Raw genomic sequence first — 20,376 nt, 5'->3', positions numbered from 1 at the left:
TTTACAGCCGTTGTGGGACAACGTGTAAATCGACCAGGTTTCCGGAGGCACGATGACGAAGTGGGTATATTCCTTCGGCGGCGGAAGCGCCGAGGGCTCGCGCGACATGCGCAATCTTCTCGGTGGCAAAGGCGCCAATCTTGCAGAAATGGCCAATCTCGGCCTGCCGGTGCCACCGGGCTTCACCATCTCCACCGAAGCCTGCAACTGGTTCTACGCCAATGGCCGGCAAATGCCGGAAGGGCTCCGTGAGCAGGTTGCCGAAGCGCTGGCGAAGCTTGAAAAGCTGCAGGGCAAGACGCTCGGCGGCGCTCCGATGCCTCTGCTTCTGTCGGTGCGCTCGGGGGCGCGCAGCTCCATGCCGGGAATGATGGACACGGTCCTCAATCTCGGCCTCAACGACGAGAGCGTCCAGGCGCTCGCCGAAAGTGCCGATCCGCGCTTCGCCTACGATTCCTATCGCCGCTTCATTCAGATGTATTCCGACGTCGTGCTCGGCGTCGAACATCATGATTTCGAGGCAATCCTCGAGCAGGAGCGCGAAGCGCGCGGCTATGAGAGCGACACGCAGCTTTCCGCGGAAGACTGGCAGGTGGTGATCGAGCGCTTCAAGGCTCTCGTCATCGAGGTCAACGAAGGCCCGTTCCCGCAGGATCCGCAGGATCAGCTGTGGGGCGCGATCAGCGCCGTTTTCTCCTCCTGGATGAACAACCGCGCCATCACCTATCGCAAACTGCACGATATTCCGGAGAGCTGGGGCACCGCCGTCAACGTGCAGGCCATGGTGTTCGGCAATATGGGCGATACCTCGGCGACAGGCGTAGCGTTCACGCGCGATCCGTCGACGGGCGAAAAAGCGCTCTATGGCGAGTTCCTCGTCAATGCGCAGGGCGAAGATGTCGTCGCCGGCATCCGCACCCCCCAATATCTGACGGAGAAGGCCCGTGTTCAGGCCGGCAGCGACGCGCCGTCGCTCGAAACGCTGATGCCGGAATCCTTCAAGGAATTCTGCGCGCATGCGGACCGCTTGGAACGCCATTACCGCGATATGCAGGACATGGAGTTCACGATCGAACGCGGGACCTTGTGGATGCTGCAGACCCGCAACGGCAAGCGCACCACCCATGCCGCCCTCAAGATCGCGACGGGCATGGCCGAGGAAGGCCTGATCACTGAGGAAGAAGCGGTGATGCGCATCGAGCCGACCTCGCTCGACCAGCTCTTGCATCCCACGCTCGATCCCAAGGCGGAACGCAACGTCATCGCGCGTGGCCTGCCCGCCTCGCCTGGCGCCGCCAGCGGCGAGATCGTGTTCACGCCGGACAAGGCCGATCTTCTCACCAAGGAAGGCCATCCGGTCATCCTGGTGCGTATGGAAACGAGCCCGGAAGACATTCAGGGCATGGTCTCCTCGCGCGGCATCCTGACCTCGCGCGGCGGCATGACGAGCCATGCGGCCGTGGTCGCCCGCGGCATGGGCAAGCCCTGTGTCTGCGGCGCCGGAACGCTCAAAATCGACCACAAGGCTGGTACCATGATGGTGCTCGGCAAGGTCTATAAGGAAGGCGACATCATCACCATCGACGGTTCCACCGGCGAGGTGATGGAGGGTGCCGTCGCGATGCTGCAGCCGGAAGTCTCCGGCGACTTCGCCACCTTGATGAAATGGGCCGATCAGGCCCGCCGTCTCGGTGTGCGCGCCAATGCCGAAACGCCGGAAGATGCGCGTGCGGCGCGCGATTTCGGAGCCGAAGGCATCGGCCTGTGCCGCACCGAGCATACCTTCTTCCAGGACGACCGGATCGTCGCCATGCGCGAGATGATCGTTGCGGAAGACAGGGAGGCGCGGCGGGCCGCGCTCGCCAAGCTTCTGCCGCTGCAGCGCCACGATTTCTTCGAGCTCTTCAAGACGATGCGCGGCCTGCCGGTGACCATCCGGCTCCTCGATCCACCTCTGCACGAATTCCTGCCCAAGGGCGAAAAGGAGATCGAAGAGGTTGCCGCGGCGATCGGCACCGAGCCGTCCCGCCTGCGCGAGCGCATCATCGAATTGACGGAAGCCAATCCGATGCTCGGCAGCCGCGGTTGCCGGCTTCTGCTCCTGCATCCGGAGATCACGGAGATGCAGACCCGCGCCATTCTGGAGGCGGCGCGCGATGCGGCCCATCAGACCGGCGAACCTGTTATCCCGGAGATCATGGTGCCGCTCGTCGGCATGCTGGCGGAACTCGACAAGGTAAAGGAAGTCATCGACCGCACGGCCGAAGAGGTGAACGCCTCAAGCGAGATCAAGATCACCTATACGGTGGGCACCATGATCGAGCTGCCACGCGCCGCCCTTCGGGCACGGGAGATCGCTCAAAGCGCCCAGTTCTTCTCCTTCGGCACCAACGATCTGACGCAGACGACCTACGGCATTTCGCGTGACGATGCGGCCTCCTTCCTCGGCCATTATCAGGAGATCGGACTGATCGAGAAGGATCCGTTCATCACCCTTGATACCGAGGGCGTGGGGGCGCTGATTGCGCTCGCCGTCAAGGAAGGGCGCGTGACGAAGCCTGACCTCAAGCTCGGGATTTGCGGCGAGCATGGCGGCGATCCCGCCTCGATCCGCTTCTGCGAGGAGGCCGGTCTCGACTACGTCTCATGCTCTCCATATCGCGTCCCGGTTGCACGGCTTGCCGCAGCTCAGGCGGCCCTTGGCAAAAAAGCAACAACCTGAATCTTCTTTCCGCATGCAAGTCTGGGGCAAGGAATTGTCAACTTCTTGCCCCATTCCGCCGCGATACGGCAGCCATGGTCGGATGGACCTCTGGGCAAAGGGGGGATCGTCGGGCAGACGGGTGGGACGCCAAGTGGAGCGACCCGATTAACCGGTTGTAAACCGCGATTTGTTTTTCTCGTTCGCGTGGACGGGAGCGGAACGCGAGCGATTCGCGCGGCGAAAACGCTTGTGCCCGACAAAGAGGTTTCTTCATGGCAGTATGGCGCGGCGTAAGAAGGACTTGGCGTTCCGCATCGACAGCGGGACTGCTCGGTCTGGGCGCCCTGGTCGCCGCGACGTCGCCAATTGCCTATCAGGATGCTGCCGCCATGATTTCGGGCGATCTGCCCGACCAACGCTGGCAGACCCGTCTTGAAGCGATGTCCGTCGGCAATATTCAGAACGCATCCCTGACACCGGGATCCGGCATGGGCGATGCCCGCACCATTCCCGTGCCGGCGCTCGGTAAGGGGGCGGAAGTCGCTGTTCCGAGCCCGGAAGGCCCGCTGACCACCGAAACCGTCAATCGCGACCGCAAGGGCGATCTCCTGATGACGCGCTCGCCGGTCGCGCGCAAATCCGACAAGCTGCCGGCCGCCGGCCAGCTTTGGAACATGGACGACATCTTCTCTTCGCGCGACGGCCAGGATCTGCCGAAGGTCGCGTTCGCCAATCCGTCCGATGAGGACATGGCGGGGCTGATGGTCGCCTATTCCCATTTCATGCAGAAGCACGAGACGACCACGCAGGACAACGGCATCATGCTCGCGCGCAGGGACAGCATGCCCGCCGACGCAGCTCTGGTCGCTTATGCGCCCAGCGGAGACGGTCTCGACGCGCCGTTCGATGCGGTCATCGGCTCGGCGCCTGCGACGGCTCAGCTTGGTGATCTCGGTAGACCGCGCATGAAACCGGAGGAGACACCGTCACTTTGGGATTGGCTGCGCGGTCGCCACCGCAGCAAGCCGGAGCATGCGTGGATGCTCAACACCTTGCCAGAGAGTGTCAAAAGCGACAAAGAACAGGCCTGCCTGTCGCGCGGCGTCTATTTCGAGGCACGTGGCGAGAGCAAGCTCGGTCAGATCGCAGTCGCCCAGGTCATTCTCAATCGCGTCAAGAACCCCGCCTATCCGGATACGATCTGCGGCGTGGTCTATCAGAACAAGAACTGGCGCAATCGCTGCCAATTCTCTTTTGCCTGCGACGGGATTCGCGACCGAATCCGATCGCCCTCAGCATATGAGCGCGCCAAACAGGTCGCGCTCGATGTGACCGAGGGAAAAGCCTGGCTTGAGGAAGTGGGGGATTCCACCCACTACCACGCCACCTATGTCCGGCCCCGCTGGGCGAGCAGCATGAAGCGCACCGACCGCATCGGCCGCCATATCTTCTACCGAACCTATGGCGGCGGCTGGAGCTGATCCAACCTTTCAACGTGGTTCCGCTGGCTTCGTTCCGCGCCCCAACGTTTTTTTCGAAAGCGCTTTTTGGGAAGCCTTTGGGCAGCCCTGCCGGCGGAACGACGGAGCCAGCCCAAATTCGCAGGTCTTTCTCTTCGAGAATGTGCCCTTCCGCTCAGCTCTCGCGAGCGAAATTGACGCTGACCTTCCCGAGTTCGCCGAAATCGCCGGTCACCGTCGAGCCGGGTTCCGGCACAACGATACCCATCGTCGTCCCCGTCAGCACCCAATCGCCTTCCTGAAGCTGCTGGCCCCGCTCGGCGAGCCTTTCGGTCAGCCAGAGAAGCGAATTGAGCGGCCCACCCATCACGGCCGCCCCTGAGCCCTTGTTCGTGACGACGCCATCGCGAAGCCCCGAGACAGCCACCTCGGCGAGATCGTAGTTTTCCCAGTCCTTCACCTGCGGACCCAGCACGAAGGCACAATGGGCGCCGAAATCTGCGAGAACCGCCGGATAGCGCGTCAGGCCCTCGCCTTCGGTGCGGCGGCCCGCAACTTCCAGAGCGAGATGACAGGCCGCAACCGCCTGGCGCAGGCTCGCCGGATTGGGCTGCGTATCAAACACCGGATAGGTTTCGCCGATGCGGAAGGCGAACTCGCATTCGACACCGCGGTAGTGCTTCTTCCACACGAGGGTGGTGCCGTCGCGGCTGAGATCGCTCTCCACCATGGGCGCGAACCACGGACCTGGTGCACCGGTCGCCTTCTGCGCCGCCTCGCTCGTGGAGCCGACCTTGTAGCCGATCCGGCGTCCGCCATAGAACACACCCGCGGCAGCCAGGATATCTTCCGCAGCCTCGGCCTGATCGATGGCCGTGATATCAACGGCCGCATATTCTCCCGACACCCGCGCCGCAGCCAGCGACTTGGCGATATCCTCTTTGTTCATCCCAGCTCCAATTCAGAATCTCTCAAAAGCAAGGTAAGGTCTTTTCGTTTTCCGCGGCGGAAAGTCTCAGGCTATCCTCGCTTTCTTTGCGGGATAGGCCTCATGACGATGCGCGGTCAATCTGCCAGCTCTGGCAATCTGGTGTCCGGCACGGGACCTGCCGCACTGCCATGGGCCATCATCCTTGCCGGCTGCACGGTGGCGCTTCTCACCTTTGGGCCTCGCTCGGCCATGGGTTTCTTCCAGATCCCGCTCCTCACGGAAAGGGGATGGGACCGCACCACCTTCGGTCTCGCGATGGCGATCCAGAACATCGCCTGGGGCGTCGGCCAGCCTTTTTTCGGAGCGATGGCAGACCGCTTCGGCACGGCGCGCGTGCTCGTTGCGAGCGCCCTTCTCTATGCCGCAGGCCTCGTCATCATGGCCTATTCGCCGGCGCCCTTCTGGCTTCATGTCGGCGGCGGCATCTTCGTCGGTCTTGCGGTCGCGGCCGGCTCTTTTGGCGTCGTCATGGCGGCCCTTGCCCGCCGCGTGCCGCCGGAACGGCGTTCCTTCGTCTTCGGCCTTGCAACCGCCGCCGGCTCCTTCGGCATGTTCGCCTTCGCGCCCATTTCGCAGGCGATGATCGACGCGCTCGGCTGGTCGGATGCGCTGATCGGCCTGGCCATCTTGATGGCGCTCATTCCGCTCGCCGCGATCCCCTTGCGCGGCCAGCCGCGCCATCAACTCAATCCGGGAGAGACCGAGCAGAGCGTCGCCGAAGCCCTCTCCCAGGCGCTGCGCCACCGCAGTTTCATGCTGTTGTTTTCCGGCTTCTTCGTCTGCGGTTTCCAGGTCGCCTTTATCACCGCGCATTTTCCCGCCTACATCGCCGATCTCGGCCTGTCGCCGCGCTGGGCGGTGATTGCGATCAGCCTGATCGGCTTCTTCAACATCATCGGCTCGATCGCATCGGGTGCCATCAGCGAACGCTACTCGAAGCCGGTCTTTCTCGCGCTGATCTATCTCGCGCGCTCCCTTGCCGTAACGATCTTCCTCCTGGCGCCGGCCAGCCCCGCTTCCGTGGTCATATTCTCCGTCGTGATGGGCCTCTTATGGCTTTCGACGGTGCCACCGACCAATGCGCTCGTCGCCATCATGTTCGGCACGCGCCATCTCGGTCTTTTGGGCGGGATCGTCTTCCTGTCCCACCAGATCGGCTCGTTTCTCGGCGTCTGGCTCGGCGGCTATCTCTACGACAAGACCGGCTCCTACGACGAAGTCTGGTGGCTCGGTGTGGCGCTCGGCCTGTTTGCGGCGCTCGTCCACTGGCCGATCCGAGAGCAGGCGGCCGAGTTGCGTCTCGCATCTTGACGACCAGCGCTCGAGAGAGCGCAAACCTGCTTCCCCCTTGTCCCCTTGCGCGTCGGCGTCATCTGCGCAACGTGACCGCGACAACAAGGAGCTCCCCCCTCATGGCCGAAACCTTCAAAGCGATCCTGATCGATCGAGACGAGGACAAGAAGCAGTCTCTATCGCATGTCGATCTGACGACCGACGACCTTATGGAAGGCGACACGATCGTCCGCATCACGCATTCGACGGTGAACTACAAGGACGCGCTCGCCGTCACCGGCAAGGGCCCGGTCATTCGCCGCTGGCCGATGATCCCGGGCATCGACTTCGCCGGTGAGGTCGTTTCCTGCGATACCGGCGCCTTCAAGCCCGGCGAGCGTGTGATCCTGAACGGTTTCGGCCTCGGTGAAACCCATTACGGCGCCTATGCGGGTATGGCGCGGGTAAAAGCCGACTGGCTCATCCACCAGCCCGAGACGCTTTCGCCGGCAGAGGCGATGTCGGTCGGCACGGCCGGGTATACGGCGATGCTGTGCGTCATTGCGCTTGAACGCCATCAGATCACGCCGGATCGCGGACCGGTGGTGGTCACGGGCGCCACCGGCGGGGTCGGCTCCGTCGCAACGGCCATTCTCGGCAAACTCGGCTATCACGTGATCGCCTCGACCGGGCGCAGCGAAGAGGCCGATTACCTCAAGAGCCTCGGCGCCGCCGAAATCATCGACCGCAAAGAGCTCTCTGACCCCGGCAAGCCTCTCGGCAAGGAACGCTGGGTCGGCGGCGTCGATTCTGTCGGCTCCATGACGCTCGCCAATGTGCTCGCCCAGACGAAGTACGGCGGGGCTGTCGCCTGCTGCGGCCTTGCCGGCGGCATGGATCTCCCGGCCTCCGTCGCACCATTCATTCTGCGTGCCGTCTCGCTCCTCGGCATCGATTCGGTGATGGCTCCGAAAGCAATCCGCGAACTCGCCTGGCAGCGAATTGCGAGCGATCTCGACCGCGAGAAGCTCGCCGCCATCACCCACGAAATCGGCTTCTCCGATATCGAGAAGGCGACGTCCGATCTCCTCGCCGGCAAGGTGCGCGGCCGCCTTGTGATCAATATCGGGTCATAGCCAGCTAACGAGCGGTAACCAAATTGGGCCTGACGTGTTGTGGGAAGCGTTGTGTCTTCAGTGAGGCCCAAAATTGCCCTCGTTCCACCCAGTTGTGGCGGTTCCCGCCCGCAATGAAGAAGAACGTCTGCCACATCTGATCGCGGCTCTCGCCCGGCAGACATGGCTTGCCGGCGGGCGCCGGCTGCCTGTCGTCATCGTCTGCAACAATTGCTCGGACGCCTCGGCCGCCGTCACCCGCGCGGCCGCGGCCAGGACCCCACAAATCGCGCTCAGGCTCATCGAAGTGACGCTCACGGGCGGCGACAATCATGTCGGCGTCGCCCGCCGCATGGCGATGGAAGAGGCCGCAGCAAGCGGCGCCACCGTCATTCTGACGACCGACGCCGACGCGAGGCCGGCGCCCGACTGGGTGCTCGCCAATCTGATTGCCCTGCGCAAAGGTGCCGATATCGTCGCCGGGCGTCTCGTCGGCGACCCGCAGGAAGAAGAAAGGCTCGGCCCCGGCTTCATTCGGCGCGCCGGGCTCGTCGCCCGGTATCAGGAGCTTCTCGACCATCTCGCCGCGCTCATCGATCCCCTCCCCTACGATCCCTGGCCGCGACACTCGGACCATACCGGGGCCAGCCTCGCGCTGCGCACGGAGCTCTATCGCGCCCTTGGCGGTCTGCCGCCTCTGCCGCTCCGCGAGGATCTCGCCCTCGTCAGCAAGGCCAGGGCGCAGGGTGCTCGGCTCAGGCATGCGCCGGAGGTGGAAGTGATCGTCTCGGCCCGCCTTGAAGGCCGCGCCAAGGGTGGCATGGCCGATTGCATTGCCGCCTGGGTCGAAGAGGAAGAAGCGCACCGGCCTCTCTTGGTCGAAGCGCCGGAACGTGCCGAGGCACGCTTCCGGCTTCGCCGCCGCCTGCGGGATCTCGCAGCTGCCGACGGCACATGGCGGAACGCTTTAACGGAACGCACGCTTTCCAATATGCCGATTTCGGCTGCCGAACCGCCGCTCGCACTGATCGAAAGACTGGCCGGCGACGAGCCGGACGCGCCCCGCACCATGCCGGTCGAGGCCGCGCTGTCATACCTGGAGGAGCGACTGAACAATGCCGCTGAGAGCTTCGCTGCCTGAGCCCGCCCGCCATCCGTCGGAGCCCATCGACCTTGCCGCCCTGTCGACGAAAATCGGGGCCGAGGCCACGCGCCATGACGCGGCGGGGTCGTTCCCGACGGAAGGCTTCGCTGTCCTCGCCGAAACTGGGCTTCTTTCCGGCCCGCTCCTGTCGTCTGAGCGGATGGAGGATCTTCTCTATCTCCTTGCCGCCGTTGGGCGCGGCGATCTCAATGTCGGGCGCATCTTCGAAGGCCATGTAAATGCCTTGCAGCTCATCGCGCTGTTTGGCTCCAAGGCGCAGCAGAACCGCTACCAGGCGGAGGCCCGGCGCGGCTGCATCTTCGGCGTCTGGAACACGGACGCGCCGGGCAAGCCGCTCGCCATCGAAGATGGCGCTCTCGTCGGCGCCAAGAACTTCGCCTCGGGTGTCGACGGTCTCTCGCACGCGATCGTCACGGTGGAAGAGGCGGAAGGCCGGCAGATGCTGATCGTGCCGGTCGATGACAGGCCGGTCGATCGCAGCTGGTGGCGGCCTCTCGGCATGAAGGCCTCCGGCAGCCACGTCGTCGATTTCTCAGGTGTCGAGGTCGCGCCGGATTGGTTTCTCGGCCGGCCCGGCGATTACGTGCGCCAGCCCTGGTTTTCAGCTGGCGCCATCCGCTTTGCCGCCGTTCAGCTTGGCGGTGCGCATGCCGTTCTCGATGCTGCGCAGGCGCACCTCACGCGCACGGGACGCGCCGACAATCCCTACCAGGCGCATCGGCTGGGCGAGATGGCGCTCGCTGTGGAAGGCGGCTACGGCTGGATCAGTCGCGCCGCGGAAGCCTGGCGGCGGGGTTGTCTGGGGGGAGCCTCCGAAGTCGAGCAGGAACAGGCGACCGCCACCGCCAATGCCATGCGTATCGCCATCGAAAAGCTCGCCATGGAGGTGCTCGCGACGGCAGAACGGGCAGTGGGCGCGGCAGGGCTCATGCAGCCGCACCCGCTGGAGCGGCTCGACCGCGACCTCAGAACCTATCTTCGCCAGCCCAACCCCGATGGAGCGCTCGCCGCCGTGGGCGAGGCGCTTGCGGACGGGCGCTTTGTCCTCGGCAGACCTTCCCGCGAGATCGTTGGCTGTTGAGGCCCCGATGACACCGCGCGCCGCGATCAACCCGGAGGGGTTCGAAGAGAAATTCCGCCACGACATCGACCCCTGGCGGTATCGAAGTTCATCTTTCGAAGAAACGAAGCGGCGTGATCTCATCGCCGCGGCCGGCAGCGGGCCCTATGCCCGAGGGCTGGAGCTCGGCTGTGCGATCGGCGTGACGAGCCGGGCGCTCGCCCCACTCACGCTCAAGCTCCTCGCTCTCGACGCCTCACCGACGGCACTCGCTGAAGCGAGACGAGAATGTGCCGACCTCGCCTCCGTCAGCTTCCGCGAGGCGGTTCTGCCCCGTGATCTGCCACGGGGAGAATTCGACCTCATCGTCGCCTCGGAGATCGCCTATTATCTTAAAGAAGCAGCGCTTCGCCGCCTGGCTGCGGAGCTTCCGAGCCGGCTTGCCCGCGGTGGGCGCATCGTGCTCGTGCACCATGTGCGCCCTTTTTCAGACGCGGCCGTGCATCCGGCGCTCGCGCACGGATTCTTGCGGCAAAGTCTTGAGCGCCGCCTTATGCCTGTCTGGCACAAGGCCCGTGCGCATTACCGGGTGGATGCGCTGATCCGCCCGTGACGTTGCCCGCTATTCCTTCAGGACCGTGGTGATGTCCGGCGCGTCGACCGCCTTCATGCCGACCACGTGATAGCCGGCATCGACGTGATGCACTTCGCCGGTGACCGCGCGTCCCATATCGGAGAGGAGATAAAGCGCCGACTGGCCGACATCATCCGGTGTGACCGTGCGGCGGAGCGGGGCGTTGTACTCGTTCCACTTCAAGATGTAGCGGAAATCGCCGATGGCGGAGGCGGCCAGCGTCTTGATCGGGCCGGCGGAGATCGCGTTGACGCGGATGCCGGAAGGCCCAAGATCAACGGCGAGATAGCGCACGCTCGCCTCGAGCGCCGCCTTGGCCACGCCCATGACGTTGTAGTGCGGCATCACCTTTTCGGCGCCGTAATAGGTCAGCGTCAGGATCGAGCCGCCATTCGGCATCAGCTTTTCGGCGCGCTGCGCGAGCGCCGTCAGCGAATAGCATGAGACGTAGAGCGACTTGTTGAAGTTCGCTTCGGTCGTATCGATGTAGCGCCCGTCGAGTTCATCCTTGTCGGAATAAGCAACCGCATGGACCATGAAGTCGAGGCCGCCCCATTCTTCGCGGATCGTCTCGAAGACGGCGTCCATCGTCGCACCGTCCGTCACGTCGCAATGGCCGACCACCAGCGCGTCGAGCTCTTTGGCAAGCGGTTCCACACGCTTCTTCAGAGCGTCGCCCTGATAGGTGAGCGCAAGCTGCGCCCCGGCGTCGCGCGCCGCCTTGGCGATGCCCCATGCAATGGATCGATTGTTGGCGATTCCGAGGATCAGTCCGCGTTTTCCCGCCATGATGCCGTTTGCTGCGGTCATATTTCTTCCGTTTGCTTTGCCCTTCGCGACGCCCGGCGTCCCATGAACGGTGCCGTAATGGCACGGGATTCTGAGTGCCGCAAGCAGGGCTTCTCCTCCTGGCGCCAGCTGCTAATGTCGCTGCGATGAACGACACCCCGACCCAACAGGCCATCGTCTCGGCCCTTTCCGCCATCGTCGGCGAGACGCATGTCCTCACCAGGACTGAAGAAACACGGCCTTATTGCGTGGAATGGCGCGATCTCTATTTCGGCGTGCCGGCGGCCGTCGTGCGCCCCGCCTCACCAGACGAGGTCGCCGCCATCCTGCGCTTTGCCAACGAGAACGGCGTGCCGATCGTGCCGCAAGGGGGCAATACCGGGCTCGTGGGCGCCCAGGTGCCGGACGAAAGCGGTCGCGAAGTCGTTCTGACGCTGGAAAGGCTGAAAGCGATTCGCGATGTCGACCGCGAGGGTGCAACCCTCGTCGCGGAAGCCGGCGTCGTTCTGGAAGAAATCCAGAAGGCCGCGAGTGAAGCAGGCCTGTTTTTCCCCCTGTCGCTCGGCGCGCAGGGTTCTTGCCGCATCGGCGGCAACATCGCCACCAATGCCGGCGGCACCGGTGTGCTCGCCTACGGCAACACCCGCGATCTCGTGCTCGGCCTCGAAGTGGTCATGGCCGACGGCACCATCTGGAACGGGCTGCGCCGCCTCCGAAAGGACAACACCGGCTACGACCTGAAACAGCTTTTCATCGGCTCAGAAGGCACACTCGGCGTCATCACGGCAGCGTCTTTGAGGCTCTTTCCGGCCCCCAAGGGTCGCGCCGTCGCTTTTCTGGCGGTCGAAGACCCGCAGACGGCCCTCACACTCTTTCGCCGGTTTTCGCAGACCGCAGGCTCGGCTCTGACCGGCTTTGAGCTGATGCCACGCCTCGGGATCGATTTTGTGCTCAGGCACCAGGAAGGCACGCGCGATCCGCTCGAGGCCCCCTATCCGTGGTACTGCCTCGTCGAGATTTCCTCCGGTCGCAGCGAGGCGGAGGCGAGCGAACTGATGGAGACGACGCTCGAAGCCGCGTTCGAGGCGGAAGAAGTGCTCGATGGCGCCCCCGCCGCGTCCCTCGCTCAGGCGGCCGAGTTCTGGCACATCCGCCACACGATGAGCGAAGTGCAGAAGAAGGAAGGCGGCTCCATCAAGCATGACGTCTCCGTGCCGATCGCCAAGATCCCCGAATTTCTGAAACGCGCATCGGCGGCCGTCACGGAGGCCGTACCCGGCGCCAGACCCCTGCCCTTCGGCCATCTCGGCGACGGCAATATCCATTACAATGTGAGCCAGCCCGTCGGCGCCGATCGTGACGAATTCCTCGCCCGCTGGGACGAGGTGAATAAGATCGTACACGGCATCGTCGGGGAGCTGTCCGGCTCGATTTCCGCCGAGCATGGTATCGGACGTCTGAAACGCAAACTCCTCGTCGAAGTCAAAAGCGAGATCGAGATCGATCTCATGCGAAGGATCAAGGCGGCCTTCGATCCGAACGCCATCTTAAACCCGGGACGCATGCTATGACTGAGCTCGCAATCACTGAATTCGACCGCGCCGATTTCGGCGGCAAAGACGAAGACGCGCTCGTCGCGCTCTGGGACCGTGCCGGCCTCACCCGCCCATGGAACGATCCGCGCCTGGATATCCGCTTTGCGTGCGCCGCGCCTGCAAGCACGATTCTCGTCGGTCGACTGGCGGAAGAAGATACGATCGCCGCCTGCGTGATGGTCGGCCATGACGGGCACCGCGGCACGGTCTATTACGTGGCGACCGACCCGGACTGGCGCGGTCATGGTTTCGGCCGGGAGATGATGGCGGCGGCGGAGGACTGGCTGGCCGCAAAAGGCATCTGGAAGCTCAACCTTCTCATTCGCGGCGACAACGCGACCGCGAAAGGTTTCTACGAAGCGCTCGGCTTCCACGCGCAGGAGCGCATCTGCATGCAAAAAGAGATCAAGGCGGCGGCGACGCCGAAAGCCGGCTAAAGAAGCCGCTGCTGCACCGGTTTGGCCGGGGGCATCTCCTCTTCCTCCGAAACCGGCTCGATCAGACCCGCATCGTCGTCGGCGACGCGGTTGACGCGCCGTGAGACAGGCGTCGCCTGCAAGGTCTCCGCCCCGAGATCGGTGAGGATCGACAAGGCCGCATCGGTCATGTCTTCGCCGCTGATCCAGAGCGCGAAATTCTCCGGCGCGATCATCGCCGGGCGCCTGTGATGCACCTCGTCGAGCGGCGCCTCGGCCGCGACGGTGATGATGGCGGCGGTGTCGATCTCGCTTCCGTCGGCACCGATCCAGGTTTCCCAGATGCCGGCGAAGGCCACCGGCCCGCCCGCCTTGGGCGCGATCCAATAGGGTTGTTTGGGGCCTTTGCCGCGCGCCTGCCATTCATAGAAGCCTGAGGCGGGGACGAGGCAGCGCCGCCTGCGAATGGCGTTGCGGAACGCCGGCTTTTCGCGGATATCCTCCGCCCGCGCATTGATGAGGAGCGGAAAGCGCGTCGTGTCCTTGACCCAGGACGGCAGAAAGCCCCACCGCACGGGGACGGCCTCGACGCCGTCGAAGCCTTGGCGGATGACGACGATCGGCTGCGTCGGGGCGATGTTGTAGCGGGGCGGCAGGAGACGCTCGTCGAAAACGGCGAGGTTGAAAAGCTCCTTGATGGCGTCGGCCGGCATGGCCAGAACGAAGCGTCCGCACATAGGCTCTGTGTATCAGCGCCATGCGGCAAAAGGGAGAGCGGATGACAAAGCCGGGCACGAGTTCAGAACGACCGGCCACCGATCCCGTCGATGGTGCAAGTGTCGTGCTTCTCAAACGCACGGCCGTTCTCCTGGTCCGCCGCAACAAGCCGCCCTTCAGCGCCATCTGGAGCTTCCCCGGCGGCCATGTGGAGCCCGGCGAGACACCGGAGGCAGCGGCGCGACGCGAGCTGATGGAAGAGACGGGGCTTTCGGCCGGCCCCCTCGTCTCACTCGGACGCCATGAGACAGGCGGCACGCCATCGAAACATCTCGAAGTCTTCACCTGTCATTATGCGAGTGGCGAACCTGTGGCCGGCGACGACGTCGACCGCGCGCTCTTCGTACCGTTCGAGGAGGTCGGCGGACTGCCGCTCACGCCGGGCGCGATCGCATTCATCGCAAAAGCGATCGCTGCGGGCGCTGCACATAAGGAGGACGGGGCATGTGCCCTGGCATCGTCTTGAAGCGAGAAAGACCCCGGCGCATGATCGCAAGGATGCGGCGTCCTTCTTTTCTTCTGGTCCTCCTGGTTTTGACCTCTCTTGGGGCCCGCCTGCCTTGCATCGGCTTCGTCGGGGAAGCCGTTGCGCAGGAAGGTGGCGACGCCGCGGCTTCGCAGCAATCCTCCGAGCCCCCGCCCCCGATCTACGAACCGAAGCTTCTGCGCCTGTCGGAGCTTCTCGGTGCCCTCTATTTCCTGCGCAATCTCTGCGGGGCGGAAGACGGACCGGCCTGGAAGGAAGATATGGAGGCGATGCTCGCCGCCGAGGCGCCAGGCCCGGAACGCAAGGCGCGTCTCATCGGGCGTTTCAACCACGGCTTTGAAACCTACAACGCCGTCTATGAAAAATGCACGCCGGCCGCCGAGGCGAGCATCGCCCGCTATCTGAAGGAAAGCGCGGAAATCGCCTCCGACATCCGCACCCGTTACGGGCAGTAAAGGGGCAGCCGGGAGACCGAAAACCCGCTGGGCGCCATGCAGGAATTTGCAATCTGCCTCGCTCTCGCCATCGAATCCGGCAGATACTCGTAACGGGTAAAAAGGGGGATTGGTCGCGATGACCGACACAGCCGGAGCGGGCGCCGTCGCAGCCTTGGCCGCATCGACGCAGAGAAACCATCGATCGGAGCCGTCCGTAGCCTGGAAAACTCGAAAGTTTGGGGCCGTTGCAGCGGCTGCGACGGCATTCTGGCTTGGGCTCGGGGCGGTCGCCGTCGCGCAGGATGCGCCCGGCCCGGAGAATGCTCCGCCGGGGGCGTCTGACGATCAGGCCACACCGGAACCTGCCGCACCGGCCGAGGCGCGATCGGAGAAGGACGGGGAGCCGGCCCAGAAAGCCGGCCAGGCGAGCGAAGCGCCGAAAGAGGCCGCACCTCAAGATCCGCAAGCGGCGGCCGAGCCCGGCAAGGCCGTGCCGGAATATCTCGATGTCTTGAAGGGCGAGCAGGCGATGCCAGAGCCCGTGCGCAAGACCTGGGAAGCGCTGCACGAGGCGGCGCTCTCCGGCGATATCGAGCGGCTGAGGCCCTTGATCGAGGCACAGGATCCGGCTCCGGCCTTCGGCTTCGACAATGTCGGCGACCCAATCGAATATCTGAAATCTCTCTCCGGCGATCCGGAAGGGCGGGAGATGCTCGCCATCATGCTGGAAATCCTGGAGAGCGATTTCCTTTATGTCGATCGCGACAGCCCGAATGCGATGTATCTCTGGCCGTATTTCGCGCGCTACCCGCTCGACCGGCTCTCGCCACAACAGATGGTGCAGCTTTTCACGCTGATTACGGCCGGCGACTGGCAGGATATCCAGTCCTACGGCGCCTACATCTTCTTCCGTCTTGGCATCAGCCCGGACGGGCGCTGGCATTTCTTCCTGGCGGGCGACTGAGCCCTCGCGAGAGACTGACCGCGCCCCGCCGGGCCTATTGTGCGGGCTTCGCCGCCTTGCCTTTGCGCCAACGCCCCACCGTCTCGGCAAGGAGCGCCCAGGCGCCGACGATGCTCGTATCGAGGCCGAGCCTCTGCCGCACGGCCCATGCGAGCCAGACGGAGCGGATGGTGAGGGCAAGCGTCGTCGCGATCGCGGCACCGGTGATCCCGAAAGGAATGATCAAGGCGACGTTGAGCACGCCGTTGATGACCACCATCACCACATAGGTCGTGGCCGAAAGGTGGCTGAAGCCGGTCATGTTGAGAATGTCCTCGGCCGGCCCGAAGATCGCCCGCGCCACCATGCCGACGGAGAGGATGAGGAGGACGTTGTAGCCTGTCTCGAAGCCGTCACCGAAGAGCTGCAGGAGCCACATACCCGTGGTGACGACGAGGATCGTGACACCCGTGGAGGCTACGAAAGTCACGAGGCTCACTTCGCGCGTCAGCGTCGTCAGCCGCGCCTGGTCGCCCGCCGCATGGCTCGCGGAGAAGAGATGCGCCGAGCCGACGGAGGCGGCGTAGGGGATGAAGGCCACCACCTGCACGATGCGCGTTGCGGCAAAATAGATGCCGATCTGCGCCGGGCTCACGAAGAAGGAGAGCACGATCACCGCCATATAGGCGAAGAGGTGGAACATCCCCTGCAAGACGGCGAACGGCGCGGAGCCGATGAACCATTCCTTCGGCCGATAGGCGCGCGGGCCGGCTGGCACGGTTTTCCTGAGACGGCCGAGGATCTGATAGGATTGCCAGACCGTCGCCGTCGCCATGGCCAGAATGGTGCAGGCGAAGGCCGTGACGGCGCTCGCTTCGAAACCGAGCGCCACGGCCGCGACCATGTAAACGAGAATGAGCGCGTGGCGCAGAATATAGACCGGAAACAAAGCCGGTATCGTCCAGAAATAAGCCCGCCCGACATCTTCCAGATAGGCCTGGAAGCAGCCGAAGGGCATCGCCACCGCCATCAATAAAAGCGGGTAGACGTAGGCATTCTCGATCCACGATCCGGCGAAATAGACGCCGAGGGCGAAGAGCACCGCGAAGACGACGGGCGCCGCAAAGGAGACGATCCCCGCAAAACGCAGAAAACCGCGGAGTTGATCCTCTTCGCCGGTTTCGCGCAAAGCCGCCACATAGCGCACCGGCGAATCGCCGAAGCCCAATGTGCTGATCGCGCCGAAGACGAGAAGCCAGACCCAGGTGAAGGCGAAGATACCGTATTCGAACTGCCCCATCAGGCGCGCCAGAACGACCTGCGTCCCATAAGCGAGAACGGCGTTGCCAACGCGCAGGGTGAGGGCGATCAGGGAGGCGCGGCGCGCGCGAGCCCGTTCATCGCTGTTGGCGAGGACATTGCGGGCAAGCGCCAGGAAGCCGCGCACACGGCCCGCCGGCATCTCCTGATCAGGAATCAATGCGAGAGCTCCCGCTGGTGGTTATCCACTCCTTAGCAGATCCGTTGCATTTGCAGAGAAAGCTCATGGAACGGAGTTAAGAACGCCTTGAAACAATCTGGGTTCGTGTGACGCCTCAAGCCGAAGCCCAGAACCGCACCGGCTCGCCAATCGAGGCCGTGGTGATCTCGCCCTCCCACATCACCCGCCTGCCGCGGATGATCGTCCCGATCGCGGCGCCGGTGATCGGCTTGCCGTCATAGGGCGTCCATTTCGACCGCGAGCCCATCGAGGCGTTGGTGATCGTCGTCTCCCGCTTCAGATCGACGAGCGTCAGATCTGCGTCGTAGCCCACGGCGACGCGGCCCTTGCCGCGAATGCCGAAAAGCCGCGCCGGACCGGCACTCGTCATGTCCATCAGGCGCAGAAGCGAAAGCCGCCCCTTCGCCGCATGGTCGAGCATAACCGGCAGAAGCGTCTGCACGCCCGGCATGCCCGAGGGCGAGGCCGGATAGACGGCGGCCTTTTCCTCCAAGGTGTGCGGGGCGTGGTCGGAGCCCAGAATATCGGCGGTGCCGTTTTCCACACCAGTCCACAGCGCCGTGCGATGCTCCGCCCCGCGCACCGGCGGGTTCATCTGCAAGAGCGTGCCGAGACGGCTATATTCCTCCACCGAAAGCGTCAGATGGTGCGGCGTCACCTCGATCGAGGCGACATCCTTATGCGCGGCGAGAAAGGTCATCTCCTCGGCCGTGGAGACATGCAGGATATGGATCGCCGCGCCGGTGCGCCTGGCGATCGCAACGAGCCTGCGGGTGGACGAAAGCGCCGCCTCGACATCACGCCAGACGGGATGGCTCGACGGGTCGTTCTCGCGCCGCTCGTCGAGCCGCGCCTTCAGCCGCATCTCGTCTTCGCTGTGGAAGGCGGCACGGCGGCGGGTGTTCCTCAAGATCGCTTCGACGCCCTCGTCGTCGGCCACGAGGAGATCGCCGGTCGAGGAGCCCATGAAGACCTTGATGCCGGCAGCGCCCGGCAGACGCTCCAGCTCGGCCACGTCCCTGGCATTGGCGTGGGTGCCGCCGACCCAGAAGGCGTGGTCGCAATGCATGCGCCCGTGCGCCCGGGCAAGCTTGTCGGCCAGCATCTCCGCCGAGGTCGTCAAAGGCTTGGTGTTGGGCATTTCGAAGACGGCGGTGACGCCGCCGAGCACCGCCGCACGGGAACCCGTTTCCAGATCCTCCTTGTGTTCGGCGCCCGGTTCGCGGAAATGCACCTGCGTATCGATGACGCCCGGCAGAATGTGCAGACCCGTTGCGTCGATGACTTCGCCGGCGTCGGCGCCGGAAAGGTCACCGAGAGCGGCGATGCGACCGCCCTTCACGCCGATGTCGCGTGGGCCGATGCCGTCGTGGTTGATGAGGATCGCGCCACGAACGAGAAGATCGAAGTTCTGAGCCATGCTCGCTGCTTGCCAATTGCCGGCTTTGAACGCAAGCAGGATTGCCCCCGCACCGCATACGCCTTAGCTGAGTGTCGAGGATTTTATCATGCCGCTTGCACGTTTGACCGACAGAGCCGTGGTCCTGGTGAGAGGGCCGGATGCGCACAACCTCCTGCATAATCTCGTCACCTCTTCGATGGACGAGGTGGAAAGCGCGGGCATCGCCTATGGCGCGCTCCTGTCACCGCAGGGCAAAATTCTCTTCGACTTTCTCATCCATCGCCAGGACGAAGGTTTCGCGATCGATCTGCGGTCGGAGGAGGCGGAGAATTTCATCAAGCGGATGACGCTTTACCGCCTGCGCGCCAAAGTCGAGATGTCTCGCGCAGACGACGAACTCGCCGTTTTTGCCACTTGGGGCGATGGCGAAACCCCCTCAGACGTGCCGGCGGATCCGAGACTGGCGGCGCTCGGACGCCGCTTCGTCGCCGCGCCTGACAGCGTCACTGCGGATGGCGACCTTGCCGCCTATCATGCCCACCGCATCGCCTGCGGCATTCCCGAAGGCGGCATCGATTTCGTCTTTGGCGATACCTTTCCCCACGATGCGGCGATGGACAGCCTTCACGGCGTCTCCTTCCAAAAGGGCTGCTATGTCGGCCAGGAGGTCGTCTCGCGCATGCAGCATCGCGGCACGGCCCGCCGGCGCATCATCGCGATCGAGGCCGTGGAAGCCGGCAGCCCCCTGCCGGAAACCGGCGCGGAGATCATGGCCGGCGAGCGGGCGATCGGTCGCTTCGGCTCTTCCGCCAATGGCAAAGGCGTCGGGCTTGTCCGCCTCGACCGGCTCGCCGAGGCCATGGAGCAGAATTTGCCGGTCTCGGCCGGCCGCATCACCGTGGCCGCGAAACTGCCCGAATGGGCGACCTATTCCTGGCCTCCCACGGGGACGGGGCCCGGGACGGGAACGGGGACAGAGACCGGCGGGACTTCGGACAATGGCTGACCGGGCGAACGCCCCGGCGCGCGCCTGGCAGCGGATGTTGTCAGGCCGCCGGCTCGATCTTCTCGACCCCTCGCCGCTCGACATCGAACTCGGCGACATCGCGCATGGGCTTGCACGCGTGGCACGTTGGAACGGCCAGACGCGGGGCGACCATGCCTATTCGGTGGCGCAGCACTCGCTTCTGGTCGAGGCTCTGCTTGCCGACTTGAAGCCGGAGATCACCCCGGAGGAACGTCTTTTCGCTCTCCTCCACGATGCGCCGGAATATGTCATCGGCGACATGATCTCTCCCTTCAAGGCGGTGCTGGGCGAAGACTACAAGGGCGTGGAGCGGCGTCTGCAGCATGCCATCCATCTGCGCTTCGCCCTTCCCGCTGATGTCGAGCCGAAGCTTCACCGCATGATCAAAAAGGCCGATCAAACGGCTGCCTATTGGGAGGCGACGCACCTCGCGGGCTTTCAGGAGAAAGAGGCGCTGCGCTTTTTCGGCGATCCGTCTCTCAATCCGGACGACAACCTCCTCGACCCATGGCCCGCCACCGAAGCAGAGCGCCGCTTCCTGGCCCGTTTTGCCGAGATCGAGGGCCTGACCGAGACCCTGCCGCGCGCAAGGACCGCCTGA

Annotated in this window: 19 protein-coding genes; 14 read left to right on the top strand and 5 right to left on the bottom strand. The window is 64.4% G+C overall.

The genetic code is table 11. The annotated features are described in order from the left end of the window. Window positions 1-52: 52 nt before the first annotated feature. Both ppdK and BLP76_RS01855 read left to right on the top strand, forming a co-directional pair. Window positions 53-2,722, top strand: a complete 2,670-nt coding sequence (gene ppdK / locus BLP76_RS01860; protein ID WP_092809188.1) for a pyruvate, phosphate dikinase — start codon at window positions 53-55, stop codon at window positions 2,720-2,722. A 254-nt stretch (window positions 2,723-2,976) separates the two neighbouring features. Further along, window positions 2,977-4,185: a cell wall hydrolase gene (locus tag BLP76_RS01855; protein WP_244514365.1), complete on the top strand. Its 1,209-nt coding sequence runs from the start codon at window positions 2,977-2,979 to the stop codon at window positions 4,183-4,185. 154 nt (window positions 4,186-4,339) lie between these two features. On the opposite strand, the gene BLP76_RS01850 is transcribed toward BLP76_RS01855, so the two are convergent. Next, window positions 4,340-5,113, bottom strand: coding sequence for a 2-keto-4-pentenoate hydratase (locus BLP76_RS01850; RefSeq protein WP_092809186.1), 774 nt, complete (start codon window positions 5,111-5,113; stop codon window positions 4,340-4,342). A 108-nt stretch (window positions 5,114-5,221) separates the two neighbouring features. Between BLP76_RS01850 and BLP76_RS01845 the strand changes: the two genes are divergently transcribed. The 5 genes from BLP76_RS01845 to BLP76_RS01825 all read left to right on the top strand — a co-directional run bounded on the left by BLP76_RS01845 (window position 5,222) and on the right by BLP76_RS01825 (window position 10,380). Beyond that, complete coding sequence (locus BLP76_RS01845) at window positions 5,222-6,466, top strand: MFS transporter (protein ID WP_092810035.1); 1,245 nt, start codon at window positions 5,222-5,224, stop codon at window positions 6,464-6,466. A 101-nt stretch (window positions 6,467-6,567) separates the two neighbouring features. Further along, window positions 6,568-7,563, top strand: a complete 996-nt coding sequence (gene acuI, locus BLP76_RS01840; protein WP_092809185.1) for an acrylyl-CoA reductase (NADPH) — start codon at window positions 6,568-6,570, stop codon at window positions 7,561-7,563. A gap of 73 nt (window positions 7,564-7,636) precedes the next feature. Continuing rightward, entirely contained in the window at window positions 7,637-8,683 is a 1,047-nt protein-coding gene (locus BLP76_RS01835; protein ID WP_092809184.1) for a glycosyltransferase family 2 protein, read from the top strand. Beyond that, the gene (locus BLP76_RS01830) at window positions 8,658-9,788 is read left to right on the top strand and encodes an acyl-CoA dehydrogenase family protein (protein WP_092809183.1); all 1,131 of its coding nucleotides are present in this window, start codon (window positions 8,658-8,660) and stop codon (window positions 9,786-9,788) included. Before BLP76_RS01835 ends, BLP76_RS01830 begins: the two co-directional genes overlap by 26 nt. Window positions 9,789-9,795: 7 nt before the next feature. Then, complete coding sequence (locus BLP76_RS01825) at window positions 9,796-10,380, top strand: class I SAM-dependent methyltransferase (RefSeq protein WP_170130355.1); 585 nt, start codon at window positions 9,796-9,798, stop codon at window positions 10,378-10,380. A 9-nt stretch (window positions 10,381-10,389) separates the two neighbouring features. On the opposite strand, the gene fabI is transcribed toward BLP76_RS01825, so the two are convergent. Next, entirely contained in the window at window positions 10,390-11,211 is an 822-nt protein-coding gene (gene fabI / locus BLP76_RS01820; protein WP_092809181.1) for an enoyl-ACP reductase FabI, read from the bottom strand. A gap of 125 nt (window positions 11,212-11,336) precedes the next feature. On the opposite strand from fabI, the gene BLP76_RS01815 reads away from it, so the two are divergent. Both BLP76_RS01815 and BLP76_RS01810 read left to right on the top strand, forming a co-directional pair. Next, a complete protein-coding gene (locus BLP76_RS01815) occupies window positions 11,337-12,761 on the top strand; it encodes an FAD-binding oxidoreductase (RefSeq protein WP_092809180.1) in 1,425 nt (474 codons plus the stop codon). Beyond that, entirely contained in the window at window positions 12,758-13,222 is a 465-nt protein-coding gene (locus tag BLP76_RS01810) for a GNAT family acetyltransferase (protein ID WP_092809179.1), read from the top strand. Before BLP76_RS01815 ends, BLP76_RS01810 begins: the two co-directional genes overlap by 4 nt. Here BLP76_RS01810 and BLP76_RS01805 read toward each other — a convergent pair. Continuing rightward, entirely contained in the window at window positions 13,219-13,938 is a 720-nt protein-coding gene (locus BLP76_RS01805) for an SOS response-associated peptidase (protein WP_092809178.1), read from the bottom strand. The genes BLP76_RS01810 and BLP76_RS01805 overlap by 4 nt on opposite strands. Window positions 13,939-13,979: 41 nt before the next feature. Here BLP76_RS01805 and BLP76_RS01800 point away from each other — a divergent pair, with 41 nt between their 5' ends. From BLP76_RS01800 to BLP76_RS01790, 3 genes are all read left to right on the top strand, one after another. Then, entirely contained in the window at window positions 13,980-14,444 is a 465-nt protein-coding gene (locus tag BLP76_RS01800) for an NUDIX hydrolase (protein WP_092809177.1), read from the top strand. A 32-nt stretch (window positions 14,445-14,476) separates the two neighbouring features. Continuing rightward, complete coding sequence (locus BLP76_RS01795; RefSeq protein ID WP_170130356.1) at window positions 14,477-14,920, top strand: TIGR02301 family protein; 444 nt, start codon at window positions 14,477-14,479, stop codon at window positions 14,918-14,920. A gap of 118 nt (window positions 14,921-15,038) precedes the next feature. Continuing rightward, window positions 15,039-15,866, top strand: coding sequence for a cytoplasmic protein (locus tag BLP76_RS01790; protein ID WP_139163656.1), 828 nt, complete (start codon window positions 15,039-15,041; stop codon window positions 15,864-15,866). Window positions 15,867-15,900: 34 nt separating this feature from the next. On the opposite strand, the gene BLP76_RS01785 is transcribed toward BLP76_RS01790, so the two are convergent. Continuing rightward, a complete protein-coding gene (locus BLP76_RS01785; protein WP_139163655.1) occupies window positions 15,901-17,325 on the bottom strand; it encodes an oligosaccharide flippase family protein in 1,425 nt (474 codons plus the stop codon). 115 nt (window positions 17,326-17,440) lie between these two features. Further along, entirely contained in the window at window positions 17,441-18,766 is a 1,326-nt protein-coding gene (locus BLP76_RS01780) for a dihydroorotase (protein ID WP_092809173.1), read from the bottom strand. A gap of 88 nt (window positions 18,767-18,854) precedes the next feature. On the opposite strand from BLP76_RS01780, the gene ygfZ reads away from it, so the two are divergent. Both ygfZ and BLP76_RS01770 read left to right on the top strand, forming a co-directional pair. Continuing rightward, window positions 18,855-19,754 carry a CAF17-like 4Fe-4S cluster assembly/insertion protein YgfZ gene (gene ygfZ, locus BLP76_RS01775; RefSeq protein WP_092809172.1) on the top strand — a complete coding sequence of 300 codons (900 nt, stop codon included), beginning with the start codon at window positions 18,855-18,857 and terminating at the stop codon, window positions 19,752-19,754. Then, window positions 19,747-20,376 (top strand): YfbR-like 5'-deoxynucleotidase, encoded by a 630-nt coding sequence (locus tag BLP76_RS01770; RefSeq protein ID WP_092809171.1) that lies wholly within the window; start codon window positions 19,747-19,749, stop codon window positions 20,374-20,376. The genes ygfZ and BLP76_RS01770 overlap by 8 nt, the downstream gene beginning before the upstream one ends.

The sequence above is a fragment of the Afifella marina DSM 2698 genome (genome assembly GCF_900102695.1).
Taxonomy (GTDB): domain Bacteria; phylum Pseudomonadota; class Alphaproteobacteria; order Rhizobiales; family Afifellaceae; genus Afifella; species Afifella marina.
This window is presented reverse-complemented; position numbering and strand designations above follow the sequence as displayed.